A 23,831-nucleotide genomic window follows, 5' to 3' on the forward strand; every position below is an offset into this window, starting at 1 on the left:
GTCATCGAGGTCGAGCGTGTCAGCTACTGGAGTCCGGCGCGGACGGACGTGATGCGCTGGGTGTTGAAGCCGAGCCAGTGCATCCGGCCCACGTAGCGCGCGTGTTCGACCTTGAGGCAGCGGTCCATGATGACCGTCGCGCCGCCGTCCGCCGCGATCCGCGCGCCCTCCTCGTTGATCACGCCGAACTGGCACCAGAGGGCACCGGCGTGGATCGCCACGGTCTCCCGCGCGATCCCCGGCAGCGCGTCCGGCGCGCGGAAGACGTTCACGAGGTCCACTGGCACGGGTACGTCCAGCAGGCTCGCGTAGCACGTCTCTCCGAGGATCTGCTTCTCGCGGGGATTCACGGGGATCACGCGGTAGCCGTGCCGCTTGAGGTAGTAGCCGACGAAGTAGCTGGCTCGCAACTCGTTGTTCGACAGGCCCACGATCGCGATAGTCCTCGCGCTGTGGAGCACGCGTTGGATCGTCAACGGGTCCTGGTAGTGCCCGAGATCGGTCATCCGCTCGCCACCTCTTTCCCCACGTGGGCGAAACCCTGCTCCAGGTCCCAGATCAGATCATCGACGGACTCGGTGCCCACCGACAGCCGTACTGTCCCCGGCGCGATGCCGGCGGCCCGGAGTTCGTCGTCGTTCAGCTGGCGGTGCGTCGTGCTGGCGGGGTGGATGATCAGGCTCTTCGCGTCGCCGACGTTCGCCAGGTGGGACCAGAGCGTCACGCCGCGGATGAGGTCCTGCCCGCCGGCTCGGCCACCGGCGCAGTCGAACGAGAACACCGCGCCGGCACCAAGCGGCAGATACTTCTCCACGAGTGGCCGGTATCCGCTCGACGGCAGGCCGGGGTAGGTGACATTCGCCGCCAGCTCGTGCGACTCGACGAACGCCGCGACCGCCCGGGCGTTCTCGACGTGGCGTTCCATCCGCAGCGACAGCGTCTCGAGCCCTTGCAGGAACAAGAACGCGTTGAGCGGCGCGAGCGCCGCGCCGAGATCGCGCAGGGTCTCGGCGCGCAGCTTCATCAGATAGCCGTAGGTCCCGAACGTCTCGTGGAACTGCAGCCCGTGGTAGGCCGGCGACGGATCCGCGACCACGGGGAACCGCCCGTTGGACCAGTTGAACGTGCCGGCCTCGACGACGACCCCGCCGATGCTCGTGCCGTGGCCGCCGATGAACTTGGTCGCCGAGTGGATCACGATGTCGGCGCCCCATTCGATCGGGCGGCACAGGTACGGCGTCGCGAACGTGTTGTCCACGATCAGCGGCAGCTCGTGCTCGTGCGCGATGGCCGCCACGGTCTCGATGTCCAGCACGTTCCCGGCAGGGTTGCCGATCGTCTCACCGAAGAAGGCCTTCGTGTTCGGGCGGACGGCTTTCCGCCATGCGTCCGGATCGTCGGGATCGACCCACGTCAGTTCGACGCTCATCTTGCGCAGCAGGTGCTTGAGCTGGTTCACCGTCCCGCCGTACAGCGCCGAGGACGAGACGACGTGGTCGCCCGGCTGCAGCAGCGTGAAGAGCGCGGCCGCCTGCGCGGCGATCCCGCTGGCGAACGCCACCGCGCCGCAGCCGCCCTCGAGGTTCGCCACGCGCTCCTCGAACACCGCGACGGTCGGGTTCATGATGCGCGAGTACGTGTTCCCGTACTCCTGCAGGTTGAAGTACGCCGCCGCCGATTCCGGGTCTTCGAACACGTAGCTGGTCGTCTGGAAGATCGGCACCGCACGTGCGCCCGTGTTCGGGTCGGGCCGTTGCCCGGCATGCAGCTGCCGTGTCTCGAATCCGAACGCGCGGGCTTCTTCGGCGCGGGGGAACTTGTCGGTCACCAAAACCTCTTCCTCGACGTCACTCGCCGGCCCTGCCCTCGGCCAGAAAGCGGCGGATAATGGGCGTCTGACGCGCTTCCTCGAGCAGGAAGCAGTCGTGCCCGTACGGCGCCTCGATCAGCTGGAACTCGACCGGCTTGCCGAGAGCGCGAAGTGCGTCTTCGATCTCCCTCGACGCGGACGGCGGGTACAGCCAGTCGGAGCTGAACGCGATCAGCAGCGTCCGCGCCGAGACGTGTTCGAGGGCCCGCGCGAGTGATCCGCCGCCGTGCTGCCGCGCGAGATCGAAATAGGTCAGCGCCCGTGACGTGAAGAGATAGGTGTTGGCGTCGAAGCGCTTGACGAACGAGTCGGCCTGGTGGCGCAGGTAGCTTTCGACCTCGAACTCCGGTTCGGTGATCGTGTGGCGGATGTCGTCGGCGAACTGCAGCCGCCGGCCGAACCTGTCGCTCAGCGCCGGTGCGGACAGGTACGTGACGTGGCCCACCATCCGCGCCACGCCCATGCCGGCGTCGGGTGCGCGGCCGGTGCCGTAGTAGTGGCCGCCCTGCCAGGCGGGATCGCCCATGATGGCGTTACGCGCGATCGCGTTCCAGGCCACGCCCTGCGGGTGCAGGGCGTGCGTGCTGGCGATCGCCACGATGGCATCGACCTGATCAGGGAACAGGATCGCCCACTGCAACGCCTGCATCCCGCCGAGCGAGCCACCGGCCACCGCCGCGAGCCGCTCGATACCCAGGACGTCCAGGAACGCCCGCTCGGTGCGTACCATGTCCGCGACCGTGATGACGGGGAAGTCGGATCCGTACGGCCTGCCGGTCGCCGGGTCGATCGACGACGGCCCCGTCGTCCCGCTACAGCCGCCGAGCAGGTTCGTGGAGACGACGAAGTAGCGGTCGGTGTCGAACGCCTTGCCGGGGCCGATCATCCCGTCCCACCAGCCGAGCCCGCTGCCGGCTGCGCCGTCGCGGTCCGCCGCCCCGAACCCGTCGCGAGTGCTGGCCTGAGGCGGCGTCTTCGCGAAGCCGGCCGCGTGGGCGTCGCCGCTGAGCGCATGGCACACCAGGATGACGTTGTCACGCGCGGGGGAGAGGGTGCCGTAGGTCTCGTACGCCACCCGGATCGGGTGCAGTGCCTGCCCGCAGTCCAGCCGCACTGGTTCCGGCAGGTCGAGGTACCGCGTTTCAACGCTGCCGACCGAGCCGGCGGGGAACGTCGAAGCCGGCACCATGGGGGGAAGCATACCTAGCCATAGCCCTCATGGCGACGATATTGTCAAGTATTCCGATGGGGAATGCAGAGAAGCCCTGACCCCGGATGGAACGGGATGGAACGCCCCTACTTGCGAAGGCCGATCCACCACCCCGCATGACGAAAGGGACATTACATGACCACGATCGACAACGGAGTCAACGTTCAGGCCCTGCTTGACGCACGTGAGGTGTTGAAGGGCGCACCTGAGGCGGCTCAGTTCACCTGGCGGGCCTCCGCCAAGTGGGAGAACGGCGTCCACAGCACCACGAGGATCCAGAACTTCTTCGGCCTCGGGCAGGAGCACAGCCACAAGAGCGAAGCGGTGTTCACCGCCGACCACCCCGAGGTCTTCGCGGCGGAGGACAACGGCATCACGCCGATCGAGTACCTCCTCGTCGGCCTGGCGAGCTGCCTGACGGCAGGCGTGGCGTCCGTCGCGCAGAACCGCGGCATCCAGCTGCGCTCGGTCGAGTCGACGGTCGAAGGCAACCACGACATTCGCGGGATCCTCGGCGCCGACAGCGACGTACGCAACGGCTTCAACGACATCAAGGTGACGTTCACGATCGACGCGGACGCCTCGAAGGAGGACATCGAAGCGCTGGTGGCCCAGTCCCAGAAGCGCTCCGCCGTCTTCGACGCACTCACGAACCCCACGAACGTCAGCGTGGAAGTCGCCTGAGGGAGACCGGACCATCGAACGCACCACCACGGTCGTCATCGGCGCGGGGCACGCGGGCCTCGCCGCGAGCCACTTCCTCCACGACCGGTCGATCGACCACGTCGTGCTCGAGCGCGGCGAGGTGGCGAACTCCTGGCGCCGCGAACGCTGGGACTCCCTGCGGCTGCTCACTCCCAATTGGCAAAGCCGCCTCCCGGGCCATCGCTACGAAGGCCCGGACCCCGACGGCTACATGACGATGGGCGAAGTGATCGAGTTCATCGAGCGCTTCGCCACCGTCACGCGCGCTCCCGTCCGGACCAGCACGAACGTCACATCGGTACGGCGCACCGACGACGGATACCGCGTGACGACGAGCTGCGGCGAAATTCGCTGCCGGGCCGTGGTCATCGCGAGCGGCGCCTGCAACCGGCCGGCGGTGCCGCAGTTCACCGCCGCGGTGCCGGCGTCCGTCGTGCAACTGACGCCGTTCGACTACCGCGGCCCCAGCTGGCTCCCCGACGGCGGCGTACTCGTCGTGGGAGCGTCGGCGACCGGCGTGCAGCTGGCAGCCGAGCTGAAGCGGTCGGGACGGCCGGTGATCCTCTCGGTAGGCGAGCATGTACGGCTGCCGCGCCTGTACCGCGGCCGCGATGTGCTGTGGTGGATGGACGCGTCGGGCGTATGGGACCAGCGCCACGACGAGGTCGATGATCTGACGCGGGCCCGGCGGCTACCCTCGCCGCAGCTGGTCGGAACCCCCGAGCGCAGGACCCTCGATCTCAACGCGCTCGCCACGATGGGTGTCGAACTGGTGGGCCGCTGGGCGGCGGTGCGTGACGGCAGTGCGCTGTTCTCCGGCGGCCTGCGTAACGTGTTCTCGCTCGCGGACCTCAAGATGCGGCGCCTGCTGGACACGTTCGACGAGTGGGCCCGGGCGCACGGCCGCGACGCCGAGGTCGATCCTCCCGAGCGCTTCGCGCCGACACAGGTACCCGAGTCGGCGCGATGGCAACTCGATCTGCGAAGCGGCGAGATCCGCACGATCGTGTGGGCGACGGGATACCGGCCCGACTACGGGTGGCTCGACGTGCCCGTGGTCGACACGAAGGGCCAACTGCGCCACGAGGGCGGTGTGGTCGACAGCCCGGGCCTGTACGCGCTGGGGCTGCCCGTGCTGCGGCGGCGCAAGTCCACATTCATCCACGGCATCGAGGACGACGCGCGCGAGGTGATCGATCACCTCACGCGCTACCTGGCCTTGTCATGAGGCCGGCCTTCAGGATCTGCGGCAGGCATAAAGATTGGTTTCACGGCTGTTGGTGAGCCGTGAACTGCGCGGAATCGTCCCCGCCTGATATGGCGGTAACGAGAACGACGAGATTCGGTGCTTCTGCTGTTCACGCAGGGTCCACGCGTTTACCGTTCGGCGCATGGGACTGATCGAGGCCGGAGCCTGGGGTCTGGGTCGTGTGGCCGCGGCGGCGCGTCCGGGCCGTCCGTGGCTGCGGGTGAAAGCATCACCATGGTGGGCGCGGGTCCTGGTCGCCGCTGGCGCGCGGCGGGCGTCCACCTCCGACAGTATGGCCGTCACATACCCCGCCAATGCACCGTCGGCGCTCACATCCGCAGCCGAAACGCCAGGCGAGTCCGATCCACCGGGGTCGTCGGCGGCGATGTTCGAGCTGCATGACGTCTGTATCTTCTACGGTGATGCCCAGGTCCTGCGTCGCGTGACAATGTCCATCAGCCGCAAGCAGATCACCGCGCTGATCGGGCTGTCGGGTTCCGGAAAATCCTCGCTCCTGCGTTCCCTGAACCGCATGAATGATGATGTTCCAGGTTTCCGGATCGAGGGTCGGATCGCCTACGAGCGTCAGGATCTCTACGCTGCCGAGGTCGACCCGCAGGAAGTCCGTCGCCGCATCGGAATGGTCTTCCAGCGGCCTAACCCGTTCCCGAAGTCGATTTACGACAATGTCGCCTTCGGGCCCCGCGTCAACGGCATGACGGGCGGGATGGACGACATCGTCGAGAAGGCGCTGATCAAGGCGGCCCTCTGGGACGAGGTCAAGGACAGGCTCAAGGCCAGCGCACTTCTCTTGTCCGATGGGCAGCAGCAGAGGTTGTGCATCGCCAGGGCCATCGCGATCGAACCCGAGGTGCTCCTCATGGACGAGCCATGTTCCGCCCTGGACCCGATCGCGACGGCCAAGATCGAGGATTTGATGCAGGAGCTCGCGCGCGACTACACCATCGTGATCGTCACCCACAACATGCAGCAGGCGGCCCGTGTTTCCGACTACACGGGGTTTCTTACCGTGGAAGTCGACCACGAGGGTCAACGGTATGGCCGTCTAGTGGAGTTGGATCGGACCACCCGTATTTTCACAAAGCCGAACGACAAGCGGACCGAGGACTACATCACCGGCCGTTTTGGCTGATCGTCTGGCGACAGCCAAGTATCCGTCTTGGGCGACACCCGCGCTTTGGCCAAAAACAACGAGATGGTGCCGTTACTCGGGTCCACCTAGCACTGCTGCCCTTGTCCGCCAGGCGTACCAGCCGCGACACAACACGTAGGACGCCACGAGGATGAGCACGAGGCCGAGGTCGACGAAAAGGGCCCTGCGCGCCTCAAGCACGTCGCCGACCACCACAGCGAAGACGACGAGTGCGGCCTTTTGGCCGAAGAGCAGCTCCCACACCCCCCAGTGCGTCCGCGGCGACAGGGCGAGCAGAGCGAACAGTCCCGCGACGACCAGGTAGGCGGACGTACGCCAGAACTCCACCCAGATCCGGTCGTCGGACGCGGCGGCCACTTTCCAGCAGCCTTCGACGAACGCGCCGATGGAACCGACCGCCGCGAAGGCGAGCAGCCCCCGCCCGATCAGGTCCAGCCGTCTCGCGCTGCCACCGCCGGTGAGCGCGGCATCTTCAACTTTCATAACAACCTCCCGCGTGCGATGAGGGCCAGGCTGCCAAGCTCGCACCGGCGCACGCACGCTCGCGTCGGCGAAAATCGCCTACGCGGCGACGACTGGTGTCACATAGGCGATTTCTACCGACGCGATCACATGCGGTTCGGGATCACCCTGGTCTGGTGTTCGAGCCGCTCTTCCTCACAGACATGGTGTTCGCCGTGCTGGCGATGGTTGCCGCACTCGTCGTCGGCGGGCTCGCGTCCGGTGCCGTACGGCGGCTTCGCCGGTGGCTGTACATCACCGCGGCTCTGGTAGCAGCACGATTGCTCGTCGCCTGCCTGATCCTCACCGGTGGTATGGCGCTGGCCGACTCACGGCTGATCGTGCAAGTCCCGTTGACGGTTCTGCCGGTCGCCTGGGCGGTGTGGAAGCCTGGCCGGACGGCCGCTCATGTCAGTGCGGCCGGTGTGCTGTTGTCGGTCTTGTGGCTGTTGCTGCCGTTCGGTCCCCAAGACGCAGTGTTCGTGCTCGCCGGTTCCGTGGCGGCGTTGGCGGTGATCGCCGGGCTCTCCACAGCACTAGGCCGTTGGCGTCGATCGGGCTCGCGCGTCGCACGCATGCCTTGGCTGGCGGCGGCCTTCCTGCTGGTGCCCGCGGTCGTGCTGGTTCTGGGCAGCCAGGCGAACGCCACTTCGGACGGGCACCACCACTCCGCGGCCGGTGACATCAGCGTCGATCAGCTCACCGGGCCGCGCGACCGGGCGCCCGACGTCCGGCTGACGCTGACCGCGGCCCGGGGCGCCGTACGACTGGCCTCTGGCCACTCCGTTGACGCGCTCACGTTCAACGGCATATCCCCTGGCCCGGAGATCCGGGCGAAACAAGGTCAGCTCGTCGAGGTGACGCTCGTCAACACCGACGTCGAGGAAGGCGTGACCATTCACTGGCACGGCGTCGACGTGCCCAACGCGGAGGACGGTGTGCCTGGCGTGACGCAGAACGCGGTCCGGCCAGGCGAGCGGCACGTCTACCGGTTCGTACCGAACCGGCCGGGCACCTTCTGGTACCACACGCATCGCGACGCGTCGCGCACCGTGCAGCGAGGCCTGTTCGGGGCGCTGGTCATCGAGGACACGGACGCGTTCGACGGGGTCGAGCGCACGTTCTTCGCTCATCGGTGGCCCGGCGCCGACGGCCCGATCGCCGCCTTCGACCGGGGCGACCAACCCGTACGGCACGCCGTCAGCGCAGGCCGGAAGGTCCTGCTGAGGTTGATCAACAGTTCCGGGGAGCCGTACCGGATCCACGTCGGCGGCACCCGGTTCACCGTCGCGGCCATTGACGGCAACCCGATCCAGGGCGCCACACCGGTCAGTCCGGGAACCGACCTCCTGCTGGCCGCGGGCGGGCGGTACGACATCACCTTCACGATGCCGGACGGCCCGGTGACCCTGGCCGTCGACTCCGCCGCACTCGCCTTCAGCCCCAGCGGCGCAGCGGATCCCGCCGGCCTGACCAGCGGCCCGCTGTTCGATCCGCTCACCTACGGCTCGGGCGCGGCGCCTGCCCCGGATGGCTACGACCGCACTTTCGACCTCCGGCTGGACGACGGGCTGGGCTTCAGCCAGGGCCGGTTCAGCTACGTCAGCAGCCTGATCAACGGCCGCCTGTACCCGGCGGTGCCCACCCTCGTGGTCGGCCAAGGGGACCGGGTGAAGGTACGCATCGCCAACCGCAGCCTCATCGATCACCCCATGCACCTGCACGGCCATCGCGTTCGCGTGCTTTCCCGCAACGGCGTGCCGGCCACCGGTGGCACCTGGTGGACCGACACCCTCAACGTGGCCCCGGGCGAGGTGTTCGAGATCGCGTTCACCGCGGACAACCCCGGGATCTGGATGGATCACTGCCACAACTTCAAGCACGCCGCCGACGGCATGATCATGCACCTCGCCTACGTCGGCGTCGGTACGCCGTACTCGGCGGTTGATATGCCCGAATGATGGCGGCCCGCCTAACATACGCGGTATGCGGACGTTGGCGCGCTTTCCCGGTCCACTCGTCGGCAGGCAGGACGAGATCCGGCGCATCGACGAGCTGATCGGCGCCGCGCGTGCGGGCCAGGGCGGGGTGCTGGTCCTGCGAGGTGAGGCGGGTATCGGCAAGAGCGCGCTGCTGGACCACGCCCGGCAGGCGGCGTCCGGGTTCCGGGTCATCCACGCGTCCGGGTCGGAGTTCGAGACGGAGTTGCCGTTCGCCGCCCTGCACCAGCTTTGTGTGCCGATGCTGGGGCATCTCGCCGAACTGCCCGCCCAGCGCCGCGAGGCCCTCCGAGTCGCATTTGGACTGGTCACGGGCACGCCGGATGTGTTCCGCATCGGTCTGGCGACCTTGGAGCTGCTGGCGTCCGCAGCCCGGAAACGACCGCTGTTGTGCGTGGTGGATGACGCCCAATGGCTGGATGCGGCTTCGTCGAAGGCGTTGACCTTCCTCGCCCGGCGCGTCACCTCGGAACCTGTCGCCATGGTGTTCGCGGTCCGGCTGCCCGGTGCGGCCAGCGAACTGGACGAGCTGCCGGGCCTGGTCGTCGAGGGGTTGAGCGACGCCGACGCACGGGCGTTGCTGGCGGCGAAGAGCCATGTGACGCTCGACGAGCAGGTGCGTGACCGGATCATGGCCGAGGCACGCGGAAACCCGTTGGCGCTGCTCGAACTGCCCAGAGCCGGCGGTTTCGCCCCGCCGGACACCTCTTCGGTGCCGACCCGGATCGAGCGCGGTTTCCAGGCTAGGCTGGCCGACCTGCCCGCCGGGGCGCGGCTGCTGCTGACCATCGCGAGCGCCGACCCGACCGGCGACCCCGCTCTGCTGTGGCCCGCCGCGCAACGACTGGACATCGACGTGACGACGACCAGCGCGGCCGCGACCGCCACCGGGCTGGTCGAGTTCTCCACCCGCGTCCGCTTCTGCCACCCTCTGGCCCGGTCAGCGGTCTACCGGGCCGCGGCAGCGGGCCAGCGCCGTACGGCTCATCGAGTGCTGGCCGAGGTCACCGACCCGGTCGTGGACCCGGACCGGCGAGCCTGGCATCGCGCCCAGGCCAGCACCGGTCCCGATGACGACGTCGCCGCCGAACTTGAGCGTTCCGCGTCCCGTGCCCAGTCGCGCGGGGGTGTGGTGGCCGCGGCGGCCTTCATCGAACGCGCGGCGGCGTTGTCGCTGGACGCCGCCAAGCGGATCGAGCGGACACTCGCGGCAGCGCAGGCCAAGCTCGACGCGGGCGCCACCGACACGGCGGCGGAACTTCTCACGACCGTCGAGAACGCGGCACTGGACGATCTCCAGCACGCCAGGGTCGATCTGCTGCGGGGTCGGATCGCCTTCGTACGACACAACGACGGCACCGGCCCGATGTTCATGCTGCGTGCCGCGCAGCGGCTTTCGGGACTGGACCCGGACTGGTCACGCGGCTGTTTCCTGGACGCGCTCGAGATGGGCCTGGTCGTCGGCCGGGCCAGCGGTGTGCTGGACATGGTCGTGGCCGCGGCACAGTCCGCGGCGCCGGCACCGCGCTCCCCGGACATCCTGGACGCGCTGATTCTGCTGGCCACAGACGGACACCGGGCTGCGGTTCCCTTGATACGGAACGTTCTCGACGGCGACGGCAGCCCGATGTGGACTCGATGGCCCGCACTTGCCACGGTGCTCGCATCCGAATTGTGGGACCCGCACACCCACGCGGTGATCGTCGAGTGGCTGATGAAGACCGGTCGCGAGCTGGGCTCGCCGCTCGTGCTGCGCCTTGGCCTCGCCCAGGCGGCGTCCGGCGCCGCGCTGATCGGCGACTTCGGGCAGGCCATGGCGGCGATCGCCGAGGAGGAGGCGATCGCCGACGCGGTCGGCGGCCCCCCGCTGATGTATCACCGGCTGCACCTGGCCGCGATGCGTGGCCGCCGCCAGGAGGCGTTCGAGCTGTTCGAGACGGCCACGACAGCGGCGACAGCGCGCGGCGCGGGGCAACTGATCGCCAACGTCCACTGGGCGGCAGCCGTGCTGAACAACGGCCTGGCCGACTACCCGGCCGCACTGACCGCGGCCCGGCAGGCCACCGCCCACGGTGACCTCTTCCTCGCCGGAGCCTCCCTGCCCGAACTCGTGGAGGCGGCCGTCCGATGTGGCGAGCCCGCCGCCGCCGCCACCGCCCTGGAATCGTTGACCGAACGCACCGAAGCCAGCGGAACCGCCTCGGGCCTGGGCATCGCGGCGTACGCACGAGGGCTCGTGACCGGAGCCGAGGACCACTACCGGGAAGCCATCGAACACCTCGAGGAAAGCCCCCTGCTGCCCTATCGGGCCAGAGCCCATCTCCTGTACGGGGAATGGCTGCGGCGCGAAGGCCGCAGGCGGGATTGCCGCCGGCACCTGCGGACCGCCCACGAACTGCTGTCCGAGGCCGGGCTCGAGGCGTTCGCCCGGCGAGCCGCCGACGAACTGCGGGCCACCGGCGAAAAGGCCCGCAGCCGGTCGGGGCACACCTACGACCAGCTCACCATGCAGGAGGTGTCCATCGCCCGGCTGGTCGCCACCGGCGCGACGTCCAACGAGGTGGCCGCCCGGCTGTTCCTCAGCCCACGCACCGTCGACGCCCATCTGCGCAACATCTTCCGCAAGCTCGGCATCACCTCCCGCAGGCAGCTCAGAGACCAGCCCGACCTAGGCGTCTGACAGCTGGACGCGGGTCTCCCTGGGCGCCGCGCCGGTCTTCAAAATCTCCTCTTATCAGATTGTTCAACAATACTTATATTGAACATATGTCCAGATTATCGATCGGTGTAATACTTGCCGCCCTGACCGGGCTCATCGCGCTGATCACGTACACGACCGGGTTCACCAGCACGGACGCGGGAGTCGTCGCCGTCATCCGCGACGGCGGCCCCCTGGATGAGAGCGGCATCCGCCAGGTCCTCAACCCGGCCACCGGACCCACCTGGACCGGGTTCTGGTCCACCGCGCACACCTACCCGGCCCAGCAGCGCATCTACACGATCACCTCAGACGCCAAACGGGCCACCACGCTCGGTGTGGACGAGGTCATCGTGCCCAGTGGCGACGGTGTCAACGTAGGCGTGGAGGGCACGTTCTACTTCACGCTCAACCTCGATCACGAGACCCTCAAAGCCTTCGACGACCGGTACGGAACCCGCACCTACATCGCCGGCGACGACATGCTCTACGCCTGGGACGGCGACGAAGGCTGGAGCGCCTTCTTCGGCCAGGCGGTCCGCCCGGTCATCTACAACGCGCTGCGCGTGCAGATCGGGGCCCTGCGCTGCGAGGAACTGGTGCCCACCTGCGCCTTCCTCAACGGCGCCGACACCCCCGAGCCGAGCACCGGCCTGGCGAACCTGGCCCGGGTGCAGTCCGGGGTCAACGCCAGCCTGGAGCGGGAGATCCAGGCCATGCTGGGCGGGCCGTACCTGACCGGATTCCGGTTCAACCTGGTTCGGATCACCCTGCCCGCCGAGGTCCAGCAGAGCATCACCACCGCGCAGGGCGCGCAGGCGGGCATCCGCGAGGCCGAGGCCAGGGCCGAGCGGTCCGAGATCGACGGCCGGGCCCTGGTGACCAGCGCCGAGGCCGAGGCGGACGCCAACCGGGCCCGCCAGAAGGGCTACGAGGCCTGCCCCGCCTGCGTCGAGATCGACAAGATCAGGGCGCTGCCGGACGGCATCACGGTCTACGCCCCCGGCAATCCCGAGGGCGTGAACGCCACCGGCAAGTAGGGATTCGACAATGAGGACGAACTAGTGATTTTCTGCTGACTGTGAGTGAACCAAGCTCCTCGGACGCGTACGAGGAGACCCGCCCGTTCCGGGTCCGCAGCAGTACGGCCGAGTGGGCCGCGGCGATCCTGCGGCAGCGGGTCACCCAGGGTGGCCTGCTGCCCGGCAGCCGTCTGGTCGAGGACGAGCTGACCGCCGAGCTGGAGGTCTCCCGCAACACCCTGCGGGAGGCGTTCCGCCTGCTCGGCCACGAGCGGCTACTGGAACACAAGCTCAACCGGGGCGTCTACGTGCGCGTCCTGTCCCCGGCCGACGTCGCCGACATCTACCGGGTCCGGCGCATGATCGAGGGCTCCGCCGTCCGCCGGCCGGACCAGGACCCCATCGCCCTGACCGCCCTGCGGGACGCGGTCGCCGACGCCGAGCGGGCCGCCGCCGCGAGTCGCTGGCTCGACGTCGGCACCGCCGACCTGCGCTACCACCAGATCATCGCCTCCCTCAACGGCAGCCAGCGGGTGAACGCGATGATGGCCCAGCTCCTGGCCGAACTCCGCCTGGTCTTCCACACCATGGACCCGCGCGCGCTGCACGCGCCCTTCCTGCCGCGCAACCGCGAACTGCTGACCCTGCTGGAGTCCGGCCGGACCGCCGAGGCCGAAGACCTGCTCGCGACCTACCTGGACGAGGCCGAACGCCTACTGCTCGCCGCGTACGCCCAGGCCAGAACCAGCTGAGCGGAGTGACGCGGAGAGCGCGCGGGCCGCCTCCGCGCGGAAGCGCCGGCCGACCGGCAGGATCCTGGTGAAGGCCTGCATTCCGTGTGCGAGTCCCGGGTAGACGGTCAGCGTGACCGGTACGGCCGCCTCCCGGAGCCGGTCCGCGTAGCGGACGGCGTGGTCGACCACCACGTCCAGCTCGTTGGCGAGGATGACGGTGGGAGGGAGGCCTTGCAGGCTCTCGGCCAGGAGCGGCGACACGAGAGGATCGTCCGGTCGTGCTCCCGAGCCGGCGTACCGGTCGAAGGTTTGCCGCGCCTGGTCGACCATGACGTGATACCAGGAAGGTGCGTCCGCCGGCGCTTGTGGTGGTGCGGTGATGTCCAGGACGGGGATCTCCAGCAGCTGCAGCGCGATCGCCGGGCCGTCCTCGTCGCGGGCGCGCAGGGCCACGGCGGCCGCGAGGTTGGCACCTGAGCTGGTGCCGCCGACGGCGATCAGGGACGGATCGACACCGAGGTGGCCGGCGTGCTCCACCGTCCACGTGAACGCGGTGTAGCAGTCGCGCAGGTTGGCGGGGAACGGGTGCTCGGGGATCAGGCGGTAGGCCACGCTGATGACGACGGCGTCGGCGAGCTTGGCCAGGTGGGCGCAGTGCGAGTGGGATGTCTCGAGCGAACCTTGCCACCAGCCTCCGCCGTGGAAGTACACGAGCGCCGCCCGTGCCTTGTCCGGGCCGCCGGGCCGGTACACGCGAGCTTCGATATCGCCGCCTTCGCCGGTGCGGGGAATGCGGAGGGTGGTGACGGTCACATCGACCGGTGGTTTCTGAACCAGGCGGCCGTATGCGGCTTCCGCGGATTTGGCCGGTCGCTCGGTGGCGGACGGACGCGACAGTCTGGTCAGGCGTCTGGTGACGGCCGGGATGACAAGGCGGAGGACTGGGTGAAGTCTCATCGTTGACACGTCCTTGCGCTAGTCGATGGTCTTCATGGCCTGGACGGCTATGGCCGAGAGAACGGCCGCGACGGACGCCGCGACGAAGATGCCGGCGTAGCCGGTGGCGGTGACGATGAGCCCCGCGATGCCGGGGGCCAGCACATGCGGGAGGCTGTTGGCGACGTTGAGCACGGCCAGATCCCTGGCGGTGTTGGCGCGTTCGGGCAGGATATCGGCCATCAGCGCCTGGTCGACGGCAAGGTAGGTGCCGAACGCCAGGCCGGCGAGACCGAAGAACGCATAGAACGAGGGCAGCTGGTCGCTCCACGCGGGCGGCAGGACGGCGGCGGCGAGCAGGACAGACGAGCCGACGACGAGGGGTTTGCGGCGGCCCATGCGGTCGGACCAGCCACCGGAAAGCGCCACGCATACGGCGGCTCCCACGGCGAAGACCAGGGTGAGCGATGCGAAGACGCGTCCGGTGTGTTCAGCCGCGACGTGGAAGTAATCGGTGAGCACGTACAGGTGGTACGAAAGGATCAGGTAGAAGGCGAGCAGGAAGAGGAATCGGCCGGCGAAGGCACGCCAGAAGTCGGCGTCTGTCGGCAATTTGAAGGCCGCCCGGATCGAGGGAGGCGCGTGCGGCCGAACGCCGGGACGGCTGGAGGGCAATGTGCTGACCGTGAGGATGGCGACGAGCGCGGTGAGCCACGGAAGGACGACCAGTCCCCGGGCGGGCAGGGTGAGGAACGACGCGGCGGCGAAGCCTCCGAGTGTCTGCCCGAGCAGCAGTCCGAGGCCGGCCAGACCTGAGGCGCGACCGTAGCGGGCCCGGTCCACGAGGTCGGGTACGAGGGCGAACAGCGCCCCGTGCATGGCGCTTTGCCCGAGGTGATAGAGGGCGTACAGCATCAGGATGGCCGGCGTGTAGGTGACGAGACCGACCGCGCTCAGCGACGCGGCGGCGAGCAGCCCGCCACCGAGGATCCAGGGCTTGCGCTGGCCGAACCTGCTGCGGGTGCGGTCGGACAGGATGCCGGAGACGACCATGCCGAGGCTCGCGCATGCGGCGCCGACAGTGGACAGCAGGCCGTAGAAGGCGATCTTCCGTGCTGGGTCGATCTCGGCGACCAGCGCCTGCAGCAGGGTCGCCCCGGCCACCGAGGGCACGGCCCAGCCGAGGTTCGCGATCAGGAGGAGGGCCCCGACGTTGCCCGCCGACGAGGCCGGTGCGGTGGCAATCCTGTCGTCAGGGTCTTCGACGTGTCTCACCGGCGGCGGTCCATGACGTGCCGCAGGACGAGTTCCTCGGTCCGCGGTGCGATCTGAGCGTGCCAGGAGACGGGGACCGTCGAGGCGGGTCTCCGCAGTCGCTGCTCGAGATGGTCGGCCAGATGGGCGCGGCCGGTGTCGCGCAGGTGGGCGATGTACCGCGTGGGGTCGTTGTAGTGGATGGGCCCGACCTGCAATGTCGTTTGCATGGGGTCGGGCAGGCTGCCGGGAGCGCCCGCGTAGGTGTGCCACCATTCCTGCAGGTGATTGCGCATCGCGGCGGCGAGGTCCGGCTCGTCGGCCAGGACGTCTTGGGTGAGGTGCGGGTCCTTGGCGACATGGAAGAGTTGTTCCGGCTCGGCGCGGAAACAGCCGGGGTGGTAGGTGCGGATGTAGAGGTGGTCTCGCGTGCGGACCGCGCGCTGATAGGTATGCGCGCCGTGGCCGAGGACGAGGTACGGGCGTGAGGGGTGTTCCGCACCGCGTACCGCGTCCGCGAAGGACGTGCCCTGCCAGCCGGTGGGCGTCGGGAGTGAGAGCAGCTCGCACAGCGTCGGGGCCAGGTCGATGTTGTACAGCAGGGCATCGCAGCGGCGGCGCTCCGCCGGGAGGTCGTCGGTCACGCCCGGCCAATAGATCACCAGCGGCAGGCGTTGGGTCGGTTCGTTGGCCAGTCCGTGCTCGGCGTAGGAGCCGTTCTCGCCGAGCGATTCGCCGTGATCGGCGCTGACGATGACGGCCGTCTCCTCGGCGATGCCGAGCTCGTCGAGCAGCGCCAGCAGCTGGCCGAAGTGATGGTCCCAATACATGATCGAGCCGTCGAAGCCGTTGACGAGGTGCTCGAAGTCGGCGCGGTCGCGGATCGCCTCCGGCATGTTGGCATTGGGGCTGCCCTGCGGGAAGACGCTGTAGTGCAGGTCGAGGGCGCTGCGCGGGCCGTAGATCTCGGCGTGGCCGGTGATGGTCTCCGCGTCCGGCCAGTGCGGGGCAGGACCGGAATCGGCGGCCTTCTGGGTCCATTCCGCTGGTTGCAGGTAGGGGGTGTGCGGTTCCCAGTACGTCACGTGCAGGTACCAGTTGTCCTCGTGCGCGTGGCGCCGGATCCAGTCCATGGCGGTGGCGTTGACGTCGTGCGCCTGCTCGTCGTTGAGTTCTCCGGTGGCCCGGATGGACTCGCGGAAGTTGCCCAGGAAGTGATAGGCGCGGTGCCGCTCCGCGAACATGGAGACGGCCGCCGTGTACACACCATGCCGCTGCAGGTGCTGCCCCAGCAGCGGACGGTCGGGCTCGGTGCCGTGGCCCGGATCGAGCCGGAAACGGGCGGCCTCCCCGAAGTGGCCGATGACTCCGTTGGTGATGCCGAACTGACCCGAGGTGAGCGCGGTGCGTGAGGGCAGGCACGGCGAGTCGGAGCAGTAGTAGCGGTCGAAGACGACGCCGCGTTCGGCCAGCTGCTGCAGGCGCGGGGTGGTGGGCCGGTGATATCCGTAGGGTTGGGTGTGATCGGCACGTAGAGTATCGACATCCACGTAGATGATTCGCATGTCAGCGGGGTCCTCGCGTTGGGGTGATGCCGTCAGCGATCTCGAGGCGCGCCAGCGTGAGCTCGAGCCAGGCGATGTAGGCGGCCGTCGAGGCGTAACCGCGCTCGTGCGCGGTCCAGTGCAGTTCCCGGGCCCATGCCTCGTCCACCCCGGACACGGGCTCGAACGGGGTCTGGGCGAAGTCCAGCCAGTCCTGGTTGGACGCCTGCGCTCGGCGGTAGTCGAGCTCGGTTCGCAGCAGCGCGATGGCGATGTCGCGGCCTAGAGCTCCACCGATGACGAACCGCACCATGAAGTCGGGATCCATGGGCCGGGGCGACGGCTCGTACGGAGAACGCGCCCAGGCCACGAGCTCCTGCTGGCCGATATCGGTCAGTCGGTAGAGCTTGGCATCCGGCTTCCCCTCGCGGGGATCGACCTGGAACTCGACCCAGCCTCGGTCGACGAGTTTCGCGAGGGTCCGGTAGATCTGCGGCAGTTGTACGCCGTACCCCACGTACTGACCTTTGCCCTCCATCCATTTCCGCATGTCGTAGCCGGAGAATGGACGGAGTCCGAGCAAACCGAGAATGACGTATTCGAGCAACTTTGTTGTTCCCTTGCATGTACTGGAGATGGCCGGTCGCTAGGTCGTGCGTTGGCCAGCCTCGAAGCGAGCGGGTCACGTGGCGGGTAGCGGCGATGCCCGCACGACGCGGAACCCGCAATTGCCTGAGGAGGATTCGGGAGTGTTCCGTGAGCGCGCCGCCACCCGATACCGGTGGCAGTACGAGCGGTGACACAGGTAGGAGCCACCTCTGGTGACCCGCGCGCTGCCGGAGAGCGGGCCACGGGGGTCATGGAGTGGAGAGCGTTGGTAATAGGAGGCGGAGAACCAGTCCGCGCACCACTCCCAGACGTTGCCGGTCATTTCGTATAGGCCGAAGTCGTTGGGCGGAAACGACCGAACCGGCGCGGTGGTGAGAAATCCATCGCTCAAGGTGTTGTGTGTGGGGAACTCGCCGTGCCAGATGTTGCAGAGGTCCGTTCCCTCGGGCGTGAGTTCCTGCCCCCACGGGAACCGGCGTCCCTGATGGCCGCCACGCGCCGCGTATTCCCACTCGGCCTCCGTAGGCAGGCGCGCGCCGGCCCACTCGCAGTAGGCCACCGCATCCCGCCAGGAGACGTGCACGACTGGGTGGTCGGGCACGTCGGTCCAGTGCGAGTTCCGGCCGGCGGGGTGACGCCAGTCGGCGCGCCGTACATTGAGCCACCAGGCGGCGCCCGCGGCCGCGCCCAGGACGTCGCGTGCCGGCGCACGAAGCGCGGAGTGGAAGACGGCGGACGAGCCGTACCGCTCGGCTTCGGTTCGATACCCGGTCGCCCCGGCGAAGACGGCGAATTCCTGATTGGTCACCGTGGTCGAGCCGATCGTGAAGCCGCTGACCGTGACGCGGTGCACTGGCCGCTCCCCGTCGGACGGGTAGCCTTCCGCGAAGGCGTCGCCCATGGCGAAGTCTCCGCCTGGTAGATCGACGTAACCGTGCCTCGACCCGCTGCGTTGCTCAGACAATGTGGCCATACGCGGTGCCGGCGAGGACAGCGTTTCGCTTTCCCGCTCTGGATTGCAGCAGCTGCTCATCGTTGGCTCGGCTCCAGGGATGGGATGAGCCCCGACGTGCCGACCCTGCCCAGCCACGCCAACGACGGTTTCGGTGATCTCACAAAGGTGCCGCGGTCGACAGAGACAAGGCCGAACGTCGGACCCCAGCTACCCCACTCGTAGTTGTCGAGCAGGCTCCAATGGAAGTAGCCCCGAACGTCGATCCCGTCATCCAGCGCCGCCGCCAGCGCGGTCAACGCTCCATGGGTGTAAGCGATGCGTTGACCGTCGTCGCCGGTCGCCACGCCGTTCTCGGTGACGATGACAGGAACAGCTCCCACGACGCGGGCCGCCTCCCGCACCGCTCCGCCCAAGGCCGCGGGATAGTACTCCCAGCCGGTTTGCGTGCGCTGTGCCGACGAACCGGGTGCGGCCGGTCGCACGACATCTCCGTCCAGTACGAGACGGATCCGGGTGTACGCCTGCACTCCGACCCAGTCGTCATCGCGCGACTCCTGGAGAAAGCGAGTCTGGCGCGGATACAGGTACGCGGCGGCTGCCGCGACTGCCGGGAGATCCGGCTGATAGTCCTGAACTGAAACGGACCAGCCGACTCGGACCTCGGGGAGTGCCGCCCGCAGCACGTGCCGGGCCTGGCGATGCGCGGAGGCGAGCCCTTGCGCGAGGGCCTCCTCCGGCTCGGGAAGGCCCTCGGCAAGCCCACCTTGGGCGAGGAGCCGGGGGAAGGCTGCCACCACGTTCGGTTCGTTGATCGTTCCCACGTGCTCGACGCCTTCGAGGATCCCGGCCACCTGAGCCACGTAGCGGGCGAAGAGATCCGGTGCCGCCGGATCGGCCCAGCCGGTGAACCACGCGGGACAGGTGAAGTGGTGGAGGGTCACCAATGGACGCAGACCACGGTGGAGTGCTCCCTCGATCATGTGCCGGTAATGCTCCAGAGCCTCCCCCGAGAACACGCCCGGTTCTGGTTCGATGCGCGCCCACTCGATGCTGAAGCGGTAGTCGCGCAGGCCCACGTCGGCTGCCAGATCCATGTCCTCGCCCCACCGATGGAAGCTGTCCACGGCTTGCCCGCTGGGTTCTTCGCAGAAGGAACCCGGCATGTTTTCCAGGGCCCACCAGTCGCTGTTCTCGTTAGCCCCCTCCGTCTGATGCGCCGACGTGGCGGCGCCCCACAGGAAGCCAGGCGGCAGCGGGATCCGATGCATCGTCACTCCTCGGTGTCACGTCCACGCGATCGCCGGCCGACGTGGGTCCCTGAAGCTCAGGACCTGATCGGGGCAAGACCACGCCACGGTCCAATGCCGTTGCGCAGTTCGGTGATCGCGCTACCTCACGCCGCGCGGTGTCGGATTGCTCCCGCGCAGGGTTAATATGTGTGTAACACCATATGCATGTCAACGTCAATATGTGGAGTGCTGCGCAACACCGCTGTTAAGAACGCATGATCCGGGCTCGCGCTCCACAGGCATATATATGCGTAGGAATCTATGGTCCTGGACTTGAGGGGGTGCCGGTTGGTCTGCTTGCAGGGCTGCGGCGACACATGGGACTGGGACCTCCCGCCGCTCGAGGGCGTCGGCGGCTGGCCGCATCTCGTCTTCCACGACAGCAGAGACCCAGCCAGCCGTGACCAAGCCGCTATGTGCCGGCACGATGGAATCGGCCGTTGGGCATCGAATCAGCCGCGACCGTTACCGGCTTTCGGTGAGGTGGGACGTCACGAGGTGGTCGAGGGCTTGTGGCGGTGTGGCATGGTCGGGTGGATGCCGTGCACCATGAAGGCCATCTGGATGAGCGTCATCAATTCTTCCGCGCTTTTGACCGTCTGGTCCGTCTTGTCCCACCTGTCGTCCGCGAATCGCAACGCCGTGGCGATGGCCATGGCGCGGGACTGGGTGAAGCTGAGCCCGGCGAACTCGGGTGCGAAGTCCAGCGCGTCCTCGGCCCAGGAGACGGCGGGCATCAGCTCGGAGTAGAACGGTGTGATCGTCTCGTCGACGTCCCCAGGCTCGATCATGGTGTAGATCATGGTCGCGAGCTGGTCGCCGACGTAGTCGCTCGTGTCCTCCTGGACCGGGCCGACGTCGTAGTAGACGACGAGCTTGTCGTTCTTCACATCCTCCAGAGGCAGGGCCACGGTGGAGAGGAACACCTTGACCTCCTTGAAGTACCTTTCGACGCTCTTGTCGTTGAACAGCGGCAGGAGCCCTTGCACGATCTTGATGCCCGCCCGCTGATTGGCGACGTTCACGATGAGACGCCGTTGCCGTTGCTCCTGGGTAGCGCGGAAGCCCGGATACCGGGCATTCGAGAAGGAGACATAGTCCCCGGTCTTCAACGCCTCCCGAATATCGGTGCCATTCAGCGCCATGAGCTGGTTGACGACGTTGTACGTCCCAGGACCAGCGCCCGCGATGAGCTGGAAGATCTCCGCTTCCGTGATCGCCTTGTCCAGGTAGCCGAGTGCGCTGAAGCCCAGCCTGCGGTAGATGTCCTGTTGCAGTGTCCTCGTGTCGGTGGCGAGTATGCCCTCGACGAACAGGTCGTTGTAGAGAGCCTGGACGAACGCCATGTCGCGGGCCGCGTTCAAGCGATAGCGGGTCTCGTCCTGCCGGTCCATGTCCTCCGGCCGGTTTCCGCGTCTCTTCGTTAAGGCCAGCCTCTGTGATCTCCCACTGGGGGATCTCGTCCGCTGCGACGGGCCGCCCTCATCACGGGTCGTCAGCCTGCTCGGCCGCTCCGGCCCGCTGACGTCGGACTCCTCGAAGCGCTGGACCTTCTCCCGCCGCAGCTTGCGCTCTCGGATGGCAGGGGACGATTCGGCCGGCCTGATTCCTAGCCTGCTGGGATTGTCCGAGGCGCTCGGAATCTGCGGCGCCGGCTTCTTCGACACCATCGGGGTGTTCGGCAGTTGGACCGGCAGTTTCTTCGATGGCGTCGTATTCAGCACCGGTTGCCGCGACGGCTTCAGGGTGAGCAGCGGCTCTTCGTCAGACGACGTGGTGGTGCTTTCCTCCGGATTCAGGAGTATCGGCGCGTACCGCATCGGGAACTCGACAGGGCCGTCGGGGGTTTGCCGGAGCATTATGCGCGCCGGCCTCACCTTGCGCTCTCGACGGACGAGCTGAAGAGGTTGCGGACTCGTACGCTGCGAATCGGGCTCCTGGATCTGCAGGGCAGGGCGAGCGAAGGTGGGGGCCGTCCACTTCACCGGAGGCTTCGCCGTCGTGTTGACGATGATGGGCGACACGGTCGGCGTGGGGATGTCCTGACCTGGCGTACGGGTCGTGGAACCGCTCTCCTCCTCCGACCCGGATGTCGAGCCGGGCTTCTTCTTGGGTTTGAGTCGCCGATGGTGCATGGCCGCCTCCTAGCGGGCGCGGTGCGAGTGCCGGGACCCCCGAAGCGGCCGAATCATGATCGCCGATCGGGTGAAGGCGGGCCACCCACCGGAAGGGTGACATTGGCATCTCCCCATAAGAACGAATTGGCGCGAGCCGCCCATACCAGTACCTTGCGGGTCATGCCTGAGCAGGAGGTTCCGGAGCGGCATGCCAGCTGGCTTGAGCTGTTCTTCGATCTGATCATCGTGGTCGCGGTCGCCCAGCTGGCGCACGTGCTCCACCCCAGCCCCGGCCACCCGATCGGGCTCTCCGACGCGGGCCTGTTCATCGTGCTCTACTACGCGGTGTGGAGCGTTTGGACCAGCTTCACCCTCTACGCCAACGTGGCCGGGGAGCGCACCCGCCGCCAGTCCATGCTGATCGCCATGTTCGGCATCGCGGTGATGGCCGCCGCCATCCCGGAAGCCGCCGGGGACCGGGCGCGCGTGTTCGCCATCGCGTACGTGGCCTGCCGGGTGCTCGCCACCCGCACCTGGAGCCGGACCGGCACCTTCCTCGGCGCCTGGCCCGCCGCCCAGTACGGCGCGGGCCTCACCCCCTGGCTGATCTCGATCTGGGTGCCGGCGCCCGGCCGGTACTGGCTCTGGGGCTTCGGCGTGGCGGCCGACATCGTCATCTCGTGCCTGCAGAGCCGTGACCCCGAGCAGAAGCTGGCCGAACTGCGCGACGAGGCCCACCGCCAGCGGGTGCGCGCCTCCATGCGCGGCCGGGTGCCCCGGCGGATCGTGCTCCCGGCCGGGGCCCGGCTCAACATCCCGCACCTGGGGGAGCGGCTGGGGCTGTTCGTGATCATCGTGCTCGGCGAGGCCGTCATGCAGGTCGTGGTGGCGGCCGGGGAGATCGGCTGGACGCCCGCCTTCAGCGTCGCCGCGCTGGCCGGGTTCGGCCTGCTGGTCTGCCTGTGGTGGCTCACCCTGGAGTACGGCGCCGCCGCGGTGCCCGGGTTCGGCGGCTTGCAGGCCCGGATCACGCTGCCCGCCCACTTCGCGATGACCGCCGGAGTCGCGGCCACCGCCGCCGGGCTGGGCGCCCTGGCCGAGCACGCCGACGGCCACCTCGCCACCGCCGTACGGTGGACCCTCTGCGGCGGGATGACCGCCTACTTCCTGACCTCCGCCGTGCTGGGCGCCGCCGCCCGGGCCCCGCTGCGCTGGCTGCTCGGCTGGGCCCTGCCCGCCGTCCTGGTTCCCGTGCTGCTGGCGGTCTTCGGGGGCGGGCTGGCGGCCTGGTGGATCGTGGTGGGCCTGCTCGCTGTGGCGTACTGGCAGGTGAACTACCCCACGGTGATGCGCAGGCTCGGCCGGCCAGAGTAATGCCGTACCTCGTCAGGCGTCGAGGTCGCGGAGCCCGACGGCGTCGTGCCGCCAGAACGGCTCGGAGTAGACCAGCGTCCCGGTCATCCACGGCTCGTACGCCGGAAACCTGATCACCTGGAAAGCGGCGTCGGGGATGCGCAGGGACGGCTTGCGGAAGCCCAACTCGGCCCCCGGGGCGAATCCAAAACGGGAGTAGTAGCTCGGGTCGCCTTCCAAGAAGAGGAGCGGGATCTCCCCTCGGCCGAGAGCCGCGAGCCCAGCGCGGACCAGGGCCGAGCCGATGCCCAGCCGCTGGCGCTCGGGCAGCACGCCCAGCGGGCTGAGCACCCGCACATCAACCAGCCGCCGCGGGGCGTCAAGCAGGCTCCGAGTGAACGCGACATGCCCCACGACCTGTCCGGCGTCCTCGGCCACAAGGGCGAACCCCCCGCCGGAGCGGATCCCATCGCGCAGGGTCTCGACCAGATCGGCCACGACTCCACCATGGTCACCGAACGCACGCAGATGAACATCACGCACAGCGTCCACGTCGCCCAACCGCTCTTCTCGAACCTCCACACCCGGAGGCTAATCGGTCTGTTCCACCA

General features: G+C 68.3%; 21 protein-coding genes. 9 read left to right on the top strand and 12 right to left on the bottom strand.

What is annotated here, in order from left to right; translation table 11 throughout:
- Positions 1-23 precede the first annotated feature (23 nt).
- Genes Amac_RS26420 through metX form a run of 3 tightly spaced genes read right to left on the bottom strand, consistent with a single transcriptional unit; the run spans position 24 to position 3,059 of the window.
- Positions 24-506, bottom strand: a complete 483-nt coding sequence (locus Amac_RS26420) for a CoA-binding protein (RefSeq protein WP_155357101.1) — start codon at positions 504-506, stop codon at positions 24-26.
- Positions 503-1,828, bottom strand: coding sequence for an O-acetylhomoserine aminocarboxypropyltransferase/cysteine synthase family protein (locus tag Amac_RS26425; protein ID WP_155357102.1), 1,326 nt, complete (start codon positions 1,826-1,828; stop codon positions 503-505). The genes Amac_RS26420 and Amac_RS26425 overlap by 4 nt, the downstream gene beginning before the upstream one ends.
- A gap of 19 nt (positions 1,829-1,847) precedes the next feature.
- Entirely contained in the window at positions 1,848-3,059 is a 1,212-nt protein-coding gene (metX, locus tag Amac_RS26430) for a homoserine O-acetyltransferase MetX (protein WP_155357103.1), read from the bottom strand.
- A 156-nt stretch (positions 3,060-3,215) separates the two neighbouring features.
- Here metX and Amac_RS26435 point away from each other — a divergent pair, with 156 nt between their 5' ends.
- The 3 genes from Amac_RS26435 (at position 3,216) to pstB (ending at position 6,187) form a co-directional block, all read left to right on the top strand.
- Positions 3,216-3,764: an OsmC family protein gene (locus Amac_RS26435; protein ID WP_155357104.1), complete on the top strand. Its 549-nt coding sequence runs from the start codon at positions 3,216-3,218 to the stop codon at positions 3,762-3,764.
- A gap of 37 nt (positions 3,765-3,801) precedes the next feature.
- On the top strand, positions 3,802-5,013 hold the full coding sequence (locus tag Amac_RS26440) for an NAD(P)-binding domain-containing protein (RefSeq protein ID WP_218041293.1): 1,212 nt from the start codon (positions 3,802-3,804) through the stop codon (positions 5,011-5,013).
- A 406-nt stretch (positions 5,014-5,419) separates the two neighbouring features.
- Entirely contained in the window at positions 5,420-6,187 is a 768-nt protein-coding gene (pstB, locus tag Amac_RS26445) for a phosphate ABC transporter ATP-binding protein PstB (protein ID WP_218041294.1), read from the top strand.
- 72 nt (positions 6,188-6,259) lie between these two features.
- On the opposite strand, the gene Amac_RS26450 is transcribed toward pstB, so the two are convergent.
- Positions 6,260-6,691 (bottom strand): hypothetical protein, encoded by a 432-nt coding sequence (locus Amac_RS26450; RefSeq protein WP_155357106.1) that lies wholly within the window; start codon positions 6,689-6,691, stop codon positions 6,260-6,262.
- Between the two features lie 155 nt (positions 6,692-6,846).
- Here Amac_RS26450 and Amac_RS26455 point away from each other — a divergent pair, with 155 nt between their 5' ends.
- From Amac_RS26455 to Amac_RS26470, 4 genes are all read left to right on the top strand, one after another.
- A complete protein-coding gene (locus Amac_RS26455; protein WP_155357107.1) occupies positions 6,847-8,670 on the top strand; it encodes a multicopper oxidase family protein in 1,824 nt (607 codons plus the stop codon).
- A 25-nt stretch (positions 8,671-8,695) separates the two neighbouring features.
- Positions 8,696-11,389 carry an ATP-binding protein gene (locus Amac_RS26460; RefSeq protein ID WP_155357108.1) on the top strand — a complete coding sequence of 898 codons (2,694 nt, stop codon included), beginning with the start codon at positions 8,696-8,698 and terminating at the stop codon, positions 11,387-11,389.
- Positions 11,390-11,475: 86 nt separating this feature from the next.
- A complete protein-coding gene (locus tag Amac_RS26465) occupies positions 11,476-12,447 on the top strand; it encodes an SPFH domain-containing protein (protein WP_155357109.1) in 972 nt (323 codons plus the stop codon).
- Positions 12,448-12,488: 41 nt separating this feature from the next.
- A complete protein-coding gene (locus tag Amac_RS26470) occupies positions 12,489-13,181 on the top strand; it encodes a GntR family transcriptional regulator (protein WP_155357110.1) in 693 nt (230 codons plus the stop codon).
- Here Amac_RS26470 and Amac_RS26475 read toward each other — a convergent pair.
- From Amac_RS26475 to Amac_RS26505, 7 genes are all read right to left on the bottom strand, one after another.
- Complete coding sequence (locus tag Amac_RS26475; RefSeq protein WP_155357111.1) at positions 13,143-14,120, bottom strand: alpha/beta hydrolase; 978 nt, start codon at positions 14,118-14,120, stop codon at positions 13,143-13,145. The two genes, Amac_RS26470 and Amac_RS26475, sit on opposite strands and share 39 nt — an antisense overlap.
- Before the next feature lie 18 nt (positions 14,121-14,138).
- Entirely contained in the window at positions 14,139-15,374 is a 1,236-nt protein-coding gene (locus Amac_RS26480) for an MFS transporter (protein ID WP_170322653.1), read from the bottom strand.
- Positions 15,371-16,918: a sulfatase family protein gene (locus Amac_RS26485; protein ID WP_155357113.1), complete on the bottom strand. Its 1,548-nt coding sequence runs from the start codon at positions 16,916-16,918 to the stop codon at positions 15,371-15,373. The genes Amac_RS26480 and Amac_RS26485 overlap by 4 nt, the downstream gene beginning before the upstream one ends.
- Position 16,919: 1 nt before the next feature.
- On the bottom strand, positions 16,920-17,504 hold the full coding sequence (locus Amac_RS26490) for a PadR family transcriptional regulator (RefSeq protein WP_155357114.1): 585 nt from the start codon (positions 17,502-17,504) through the stop codon (positions 16,920-16,922).
- A 75-nt stretch (positions 17,505-17,579) separates the two neighbouring features.
- Entirely contained in the window at positions 17,580-18,539 is a 960-nt protein-coding gene (locus Amac_RS26495) for a formylglycine-generating enzyme family protein (RefSeq protein ID WP_155357115.1), read from the bottom strand.
- The gene (locus tag Amac_RS26500) at positions 18,536-19,729 is read right to left on the bottom strand and encodes a family 1 glycosylhydrolase (RefSeq protein ID WP_155357116.1); all 1,194 of its coding nucleotides are present in this window, start codon (positions 19,727-19,729) and stop codon (positions 18,536-18,538) included. The genes Amac_RS26495 and Amac_RS26500 overlap by 4 nt, the downstream gene beginning before the upstream one ends.
- A 512-nt stretch (positions 19,730-20,241) precedes the next feature.
- Complete coding sequence (locus Amac_RS26505) at positions 20,242-21,144, bottom strand: T3SS effector HopA1 family protein (RefSeq protein ID WP_155357117.1); 903 nt, start codon at positions 21,142-21,144, stop codon at positions 20,242-20,244.
- Positions 21,145-21,328: 184 nt separating this feature from the next.
- Between Amac_RS26505 and Amac_RS26510 the strand changes: the two genes are divergently transcribed.
- Positions 21,329-21,652 carry a hypothetical protein gene (locus Amac_RS26510; protein ID WP_155357118.1) on the top strand — a complete coding sequence of 108 codons (324 nt, stop codon included), beginning with the start codon at positions 21,329-21,331 and terminating at the stop codon, positions 21,650-21,652.
- Positions 21,653-22,047: 395 nt separating this feature from the next.
- A complete protein-coding gene (locus Amac_RS26515) occupies positions 22,048-23,241 on the top strand; it encodes a low temperature requirement protein A (RefSeq protein WP_170322654.1) in 1,194 nt (397 codons plus the stop codon).
- 12 nt (positions 23,242-23,253) lie between these two features.
- On the opposite strand, the gene Amac_RS26520 is transcribed toward Amac_RS26515, so the two are convergent.
- Positions 23,254-23,802 carry a GNAT family N-acetyltransferase gene (locus tag Amac_RS26520; RefSeq protein ID WP_155357120.1) on the bottom strand — a complete coding sequence of 183 codons (549 nt, stop codon included), beginning with the start codon at positions 23,800-23,802 and terminating at the stop codon, positions 23,254-23,256.
- Positions 23,803-23,831 lie beyond the last annotated feature (29 nt).

It is taken from the genome of Acrocarpospora macrocephala (genome assembly GCF_009687865.1).
Taxonomy (GTDB): domain Bacteria; phylum Actinomycetota; class Actinomycetes; order Streptosporangiales; family Streptosporangiaceae; genus Acrocarpospora; species Acrocarpospora macrocephala.

What these genes read in the sequence shown, in the direction of transcription:
- Amac_RS26420 (WP_155357101.1), bottom strand. Translation starts at nt 506, where the DNA reads ATGACCGATCTCGGGCACTACCAGGACCCGTTGACGATCCAACGCGTG.
- metX (WP_155357103.1), bottom strand. Translation starts at nt 3,059, where the DNA reads ATGGTGCCGGCTTCGACGTTCCCCGCCGGCTCGGTCGGCAGCGTTGAA.
- Amac_RS26435 (WP_155357104.1), top strand. Translation starts at nt 3,216, where the DNA reads ATGACCACGATCGACAACGGAGTCAACGTTCAGGCCCTGCTTGACGCA.
- pstB (WP_218041294.1), top strand. Translation starts at nt 5,420, where the DNA reads ATGTTCGAGCTGCATGACGTCTGTATCTTCTACGGTGATGCCCAGGTC.
- Amac_RS26450 (WP_155357106.1), bottom strand. Translation starts at nt 6,691, where the DNA reads ATGAAAGTTGAAGATGCCGCGCTCACCGGCGGTGGCAGCGCGAGACGG.
- Amac_RS26460 (WP_155357108.1), top strand. Translation starts at nt 8,696, where the DNA reads ATGCGGACGTTGGCGCGCTTTCCCGGTCCACTCGTCGGCAGGCAGGAC.
- Amac_RS26465 (WP_155357109.1), top strand. Translation starts at nt 11,476, where the DNA reads ATGTCCAGATTATCGATCGGTGTAATACTTGCCGCCCTGACCGGGCTC.
- Amac_RS26475 (WP_155357111.1), bottom strand. Translation starts at nt 14,120, where the DNA reads ATGAGACTTCACCCAGTCCTCCGCCTTGTCATCCCGGCCGTCACCAGA.
- Amac_RS26485 (WP_155357113.1), bottom strand. Translation starts at nt 16,918, where the DNA reads ATGCGAATCATCTACGTGGATGTCGATACTCTACGTGCCGATCACACC.
- Amac_RS26495 (WP_155357115.1), bottom strand. Translation starts at nt 18,539, where the DNA reads ATGAGCAGCTGCTGCAATCCAGAGCGGGAAAGCGAAACGCTGTCCTCG.
- Amac_RS26500 (WP_155357116.1), bottom strand. Translation starts at nt 19,729, where the DNA reads ATGCATCGGATCCCGCTGCCGCCTGGCTTCCTGTGGGGCGCCGCCACG.
- Amac_RS26505 (WP_155357117.1), bottom strand. Translation starts at nt 21,144, where the DNA reads ATGGACCGGCAGGACGAGACCCGCTATCGCTTGAACGCGGCCCGCGAC.
- Amac_RS26510 (WP_155357118.1), top strand. Translation starts at nt 21,329, where the DNA reads ATGGCAGGGGACGATTCGGCCGGCCTGATTCCTAGCCTGCTGGGATTG.
- Amac_RS26515 (WP_170322654.1), top strand. Translation starts at nt 22,048, where the DNA reads ATGCCTGAGCAGGAGGTTCCGGAGCGGCATGCCAGCTGGCTTGAGCTG.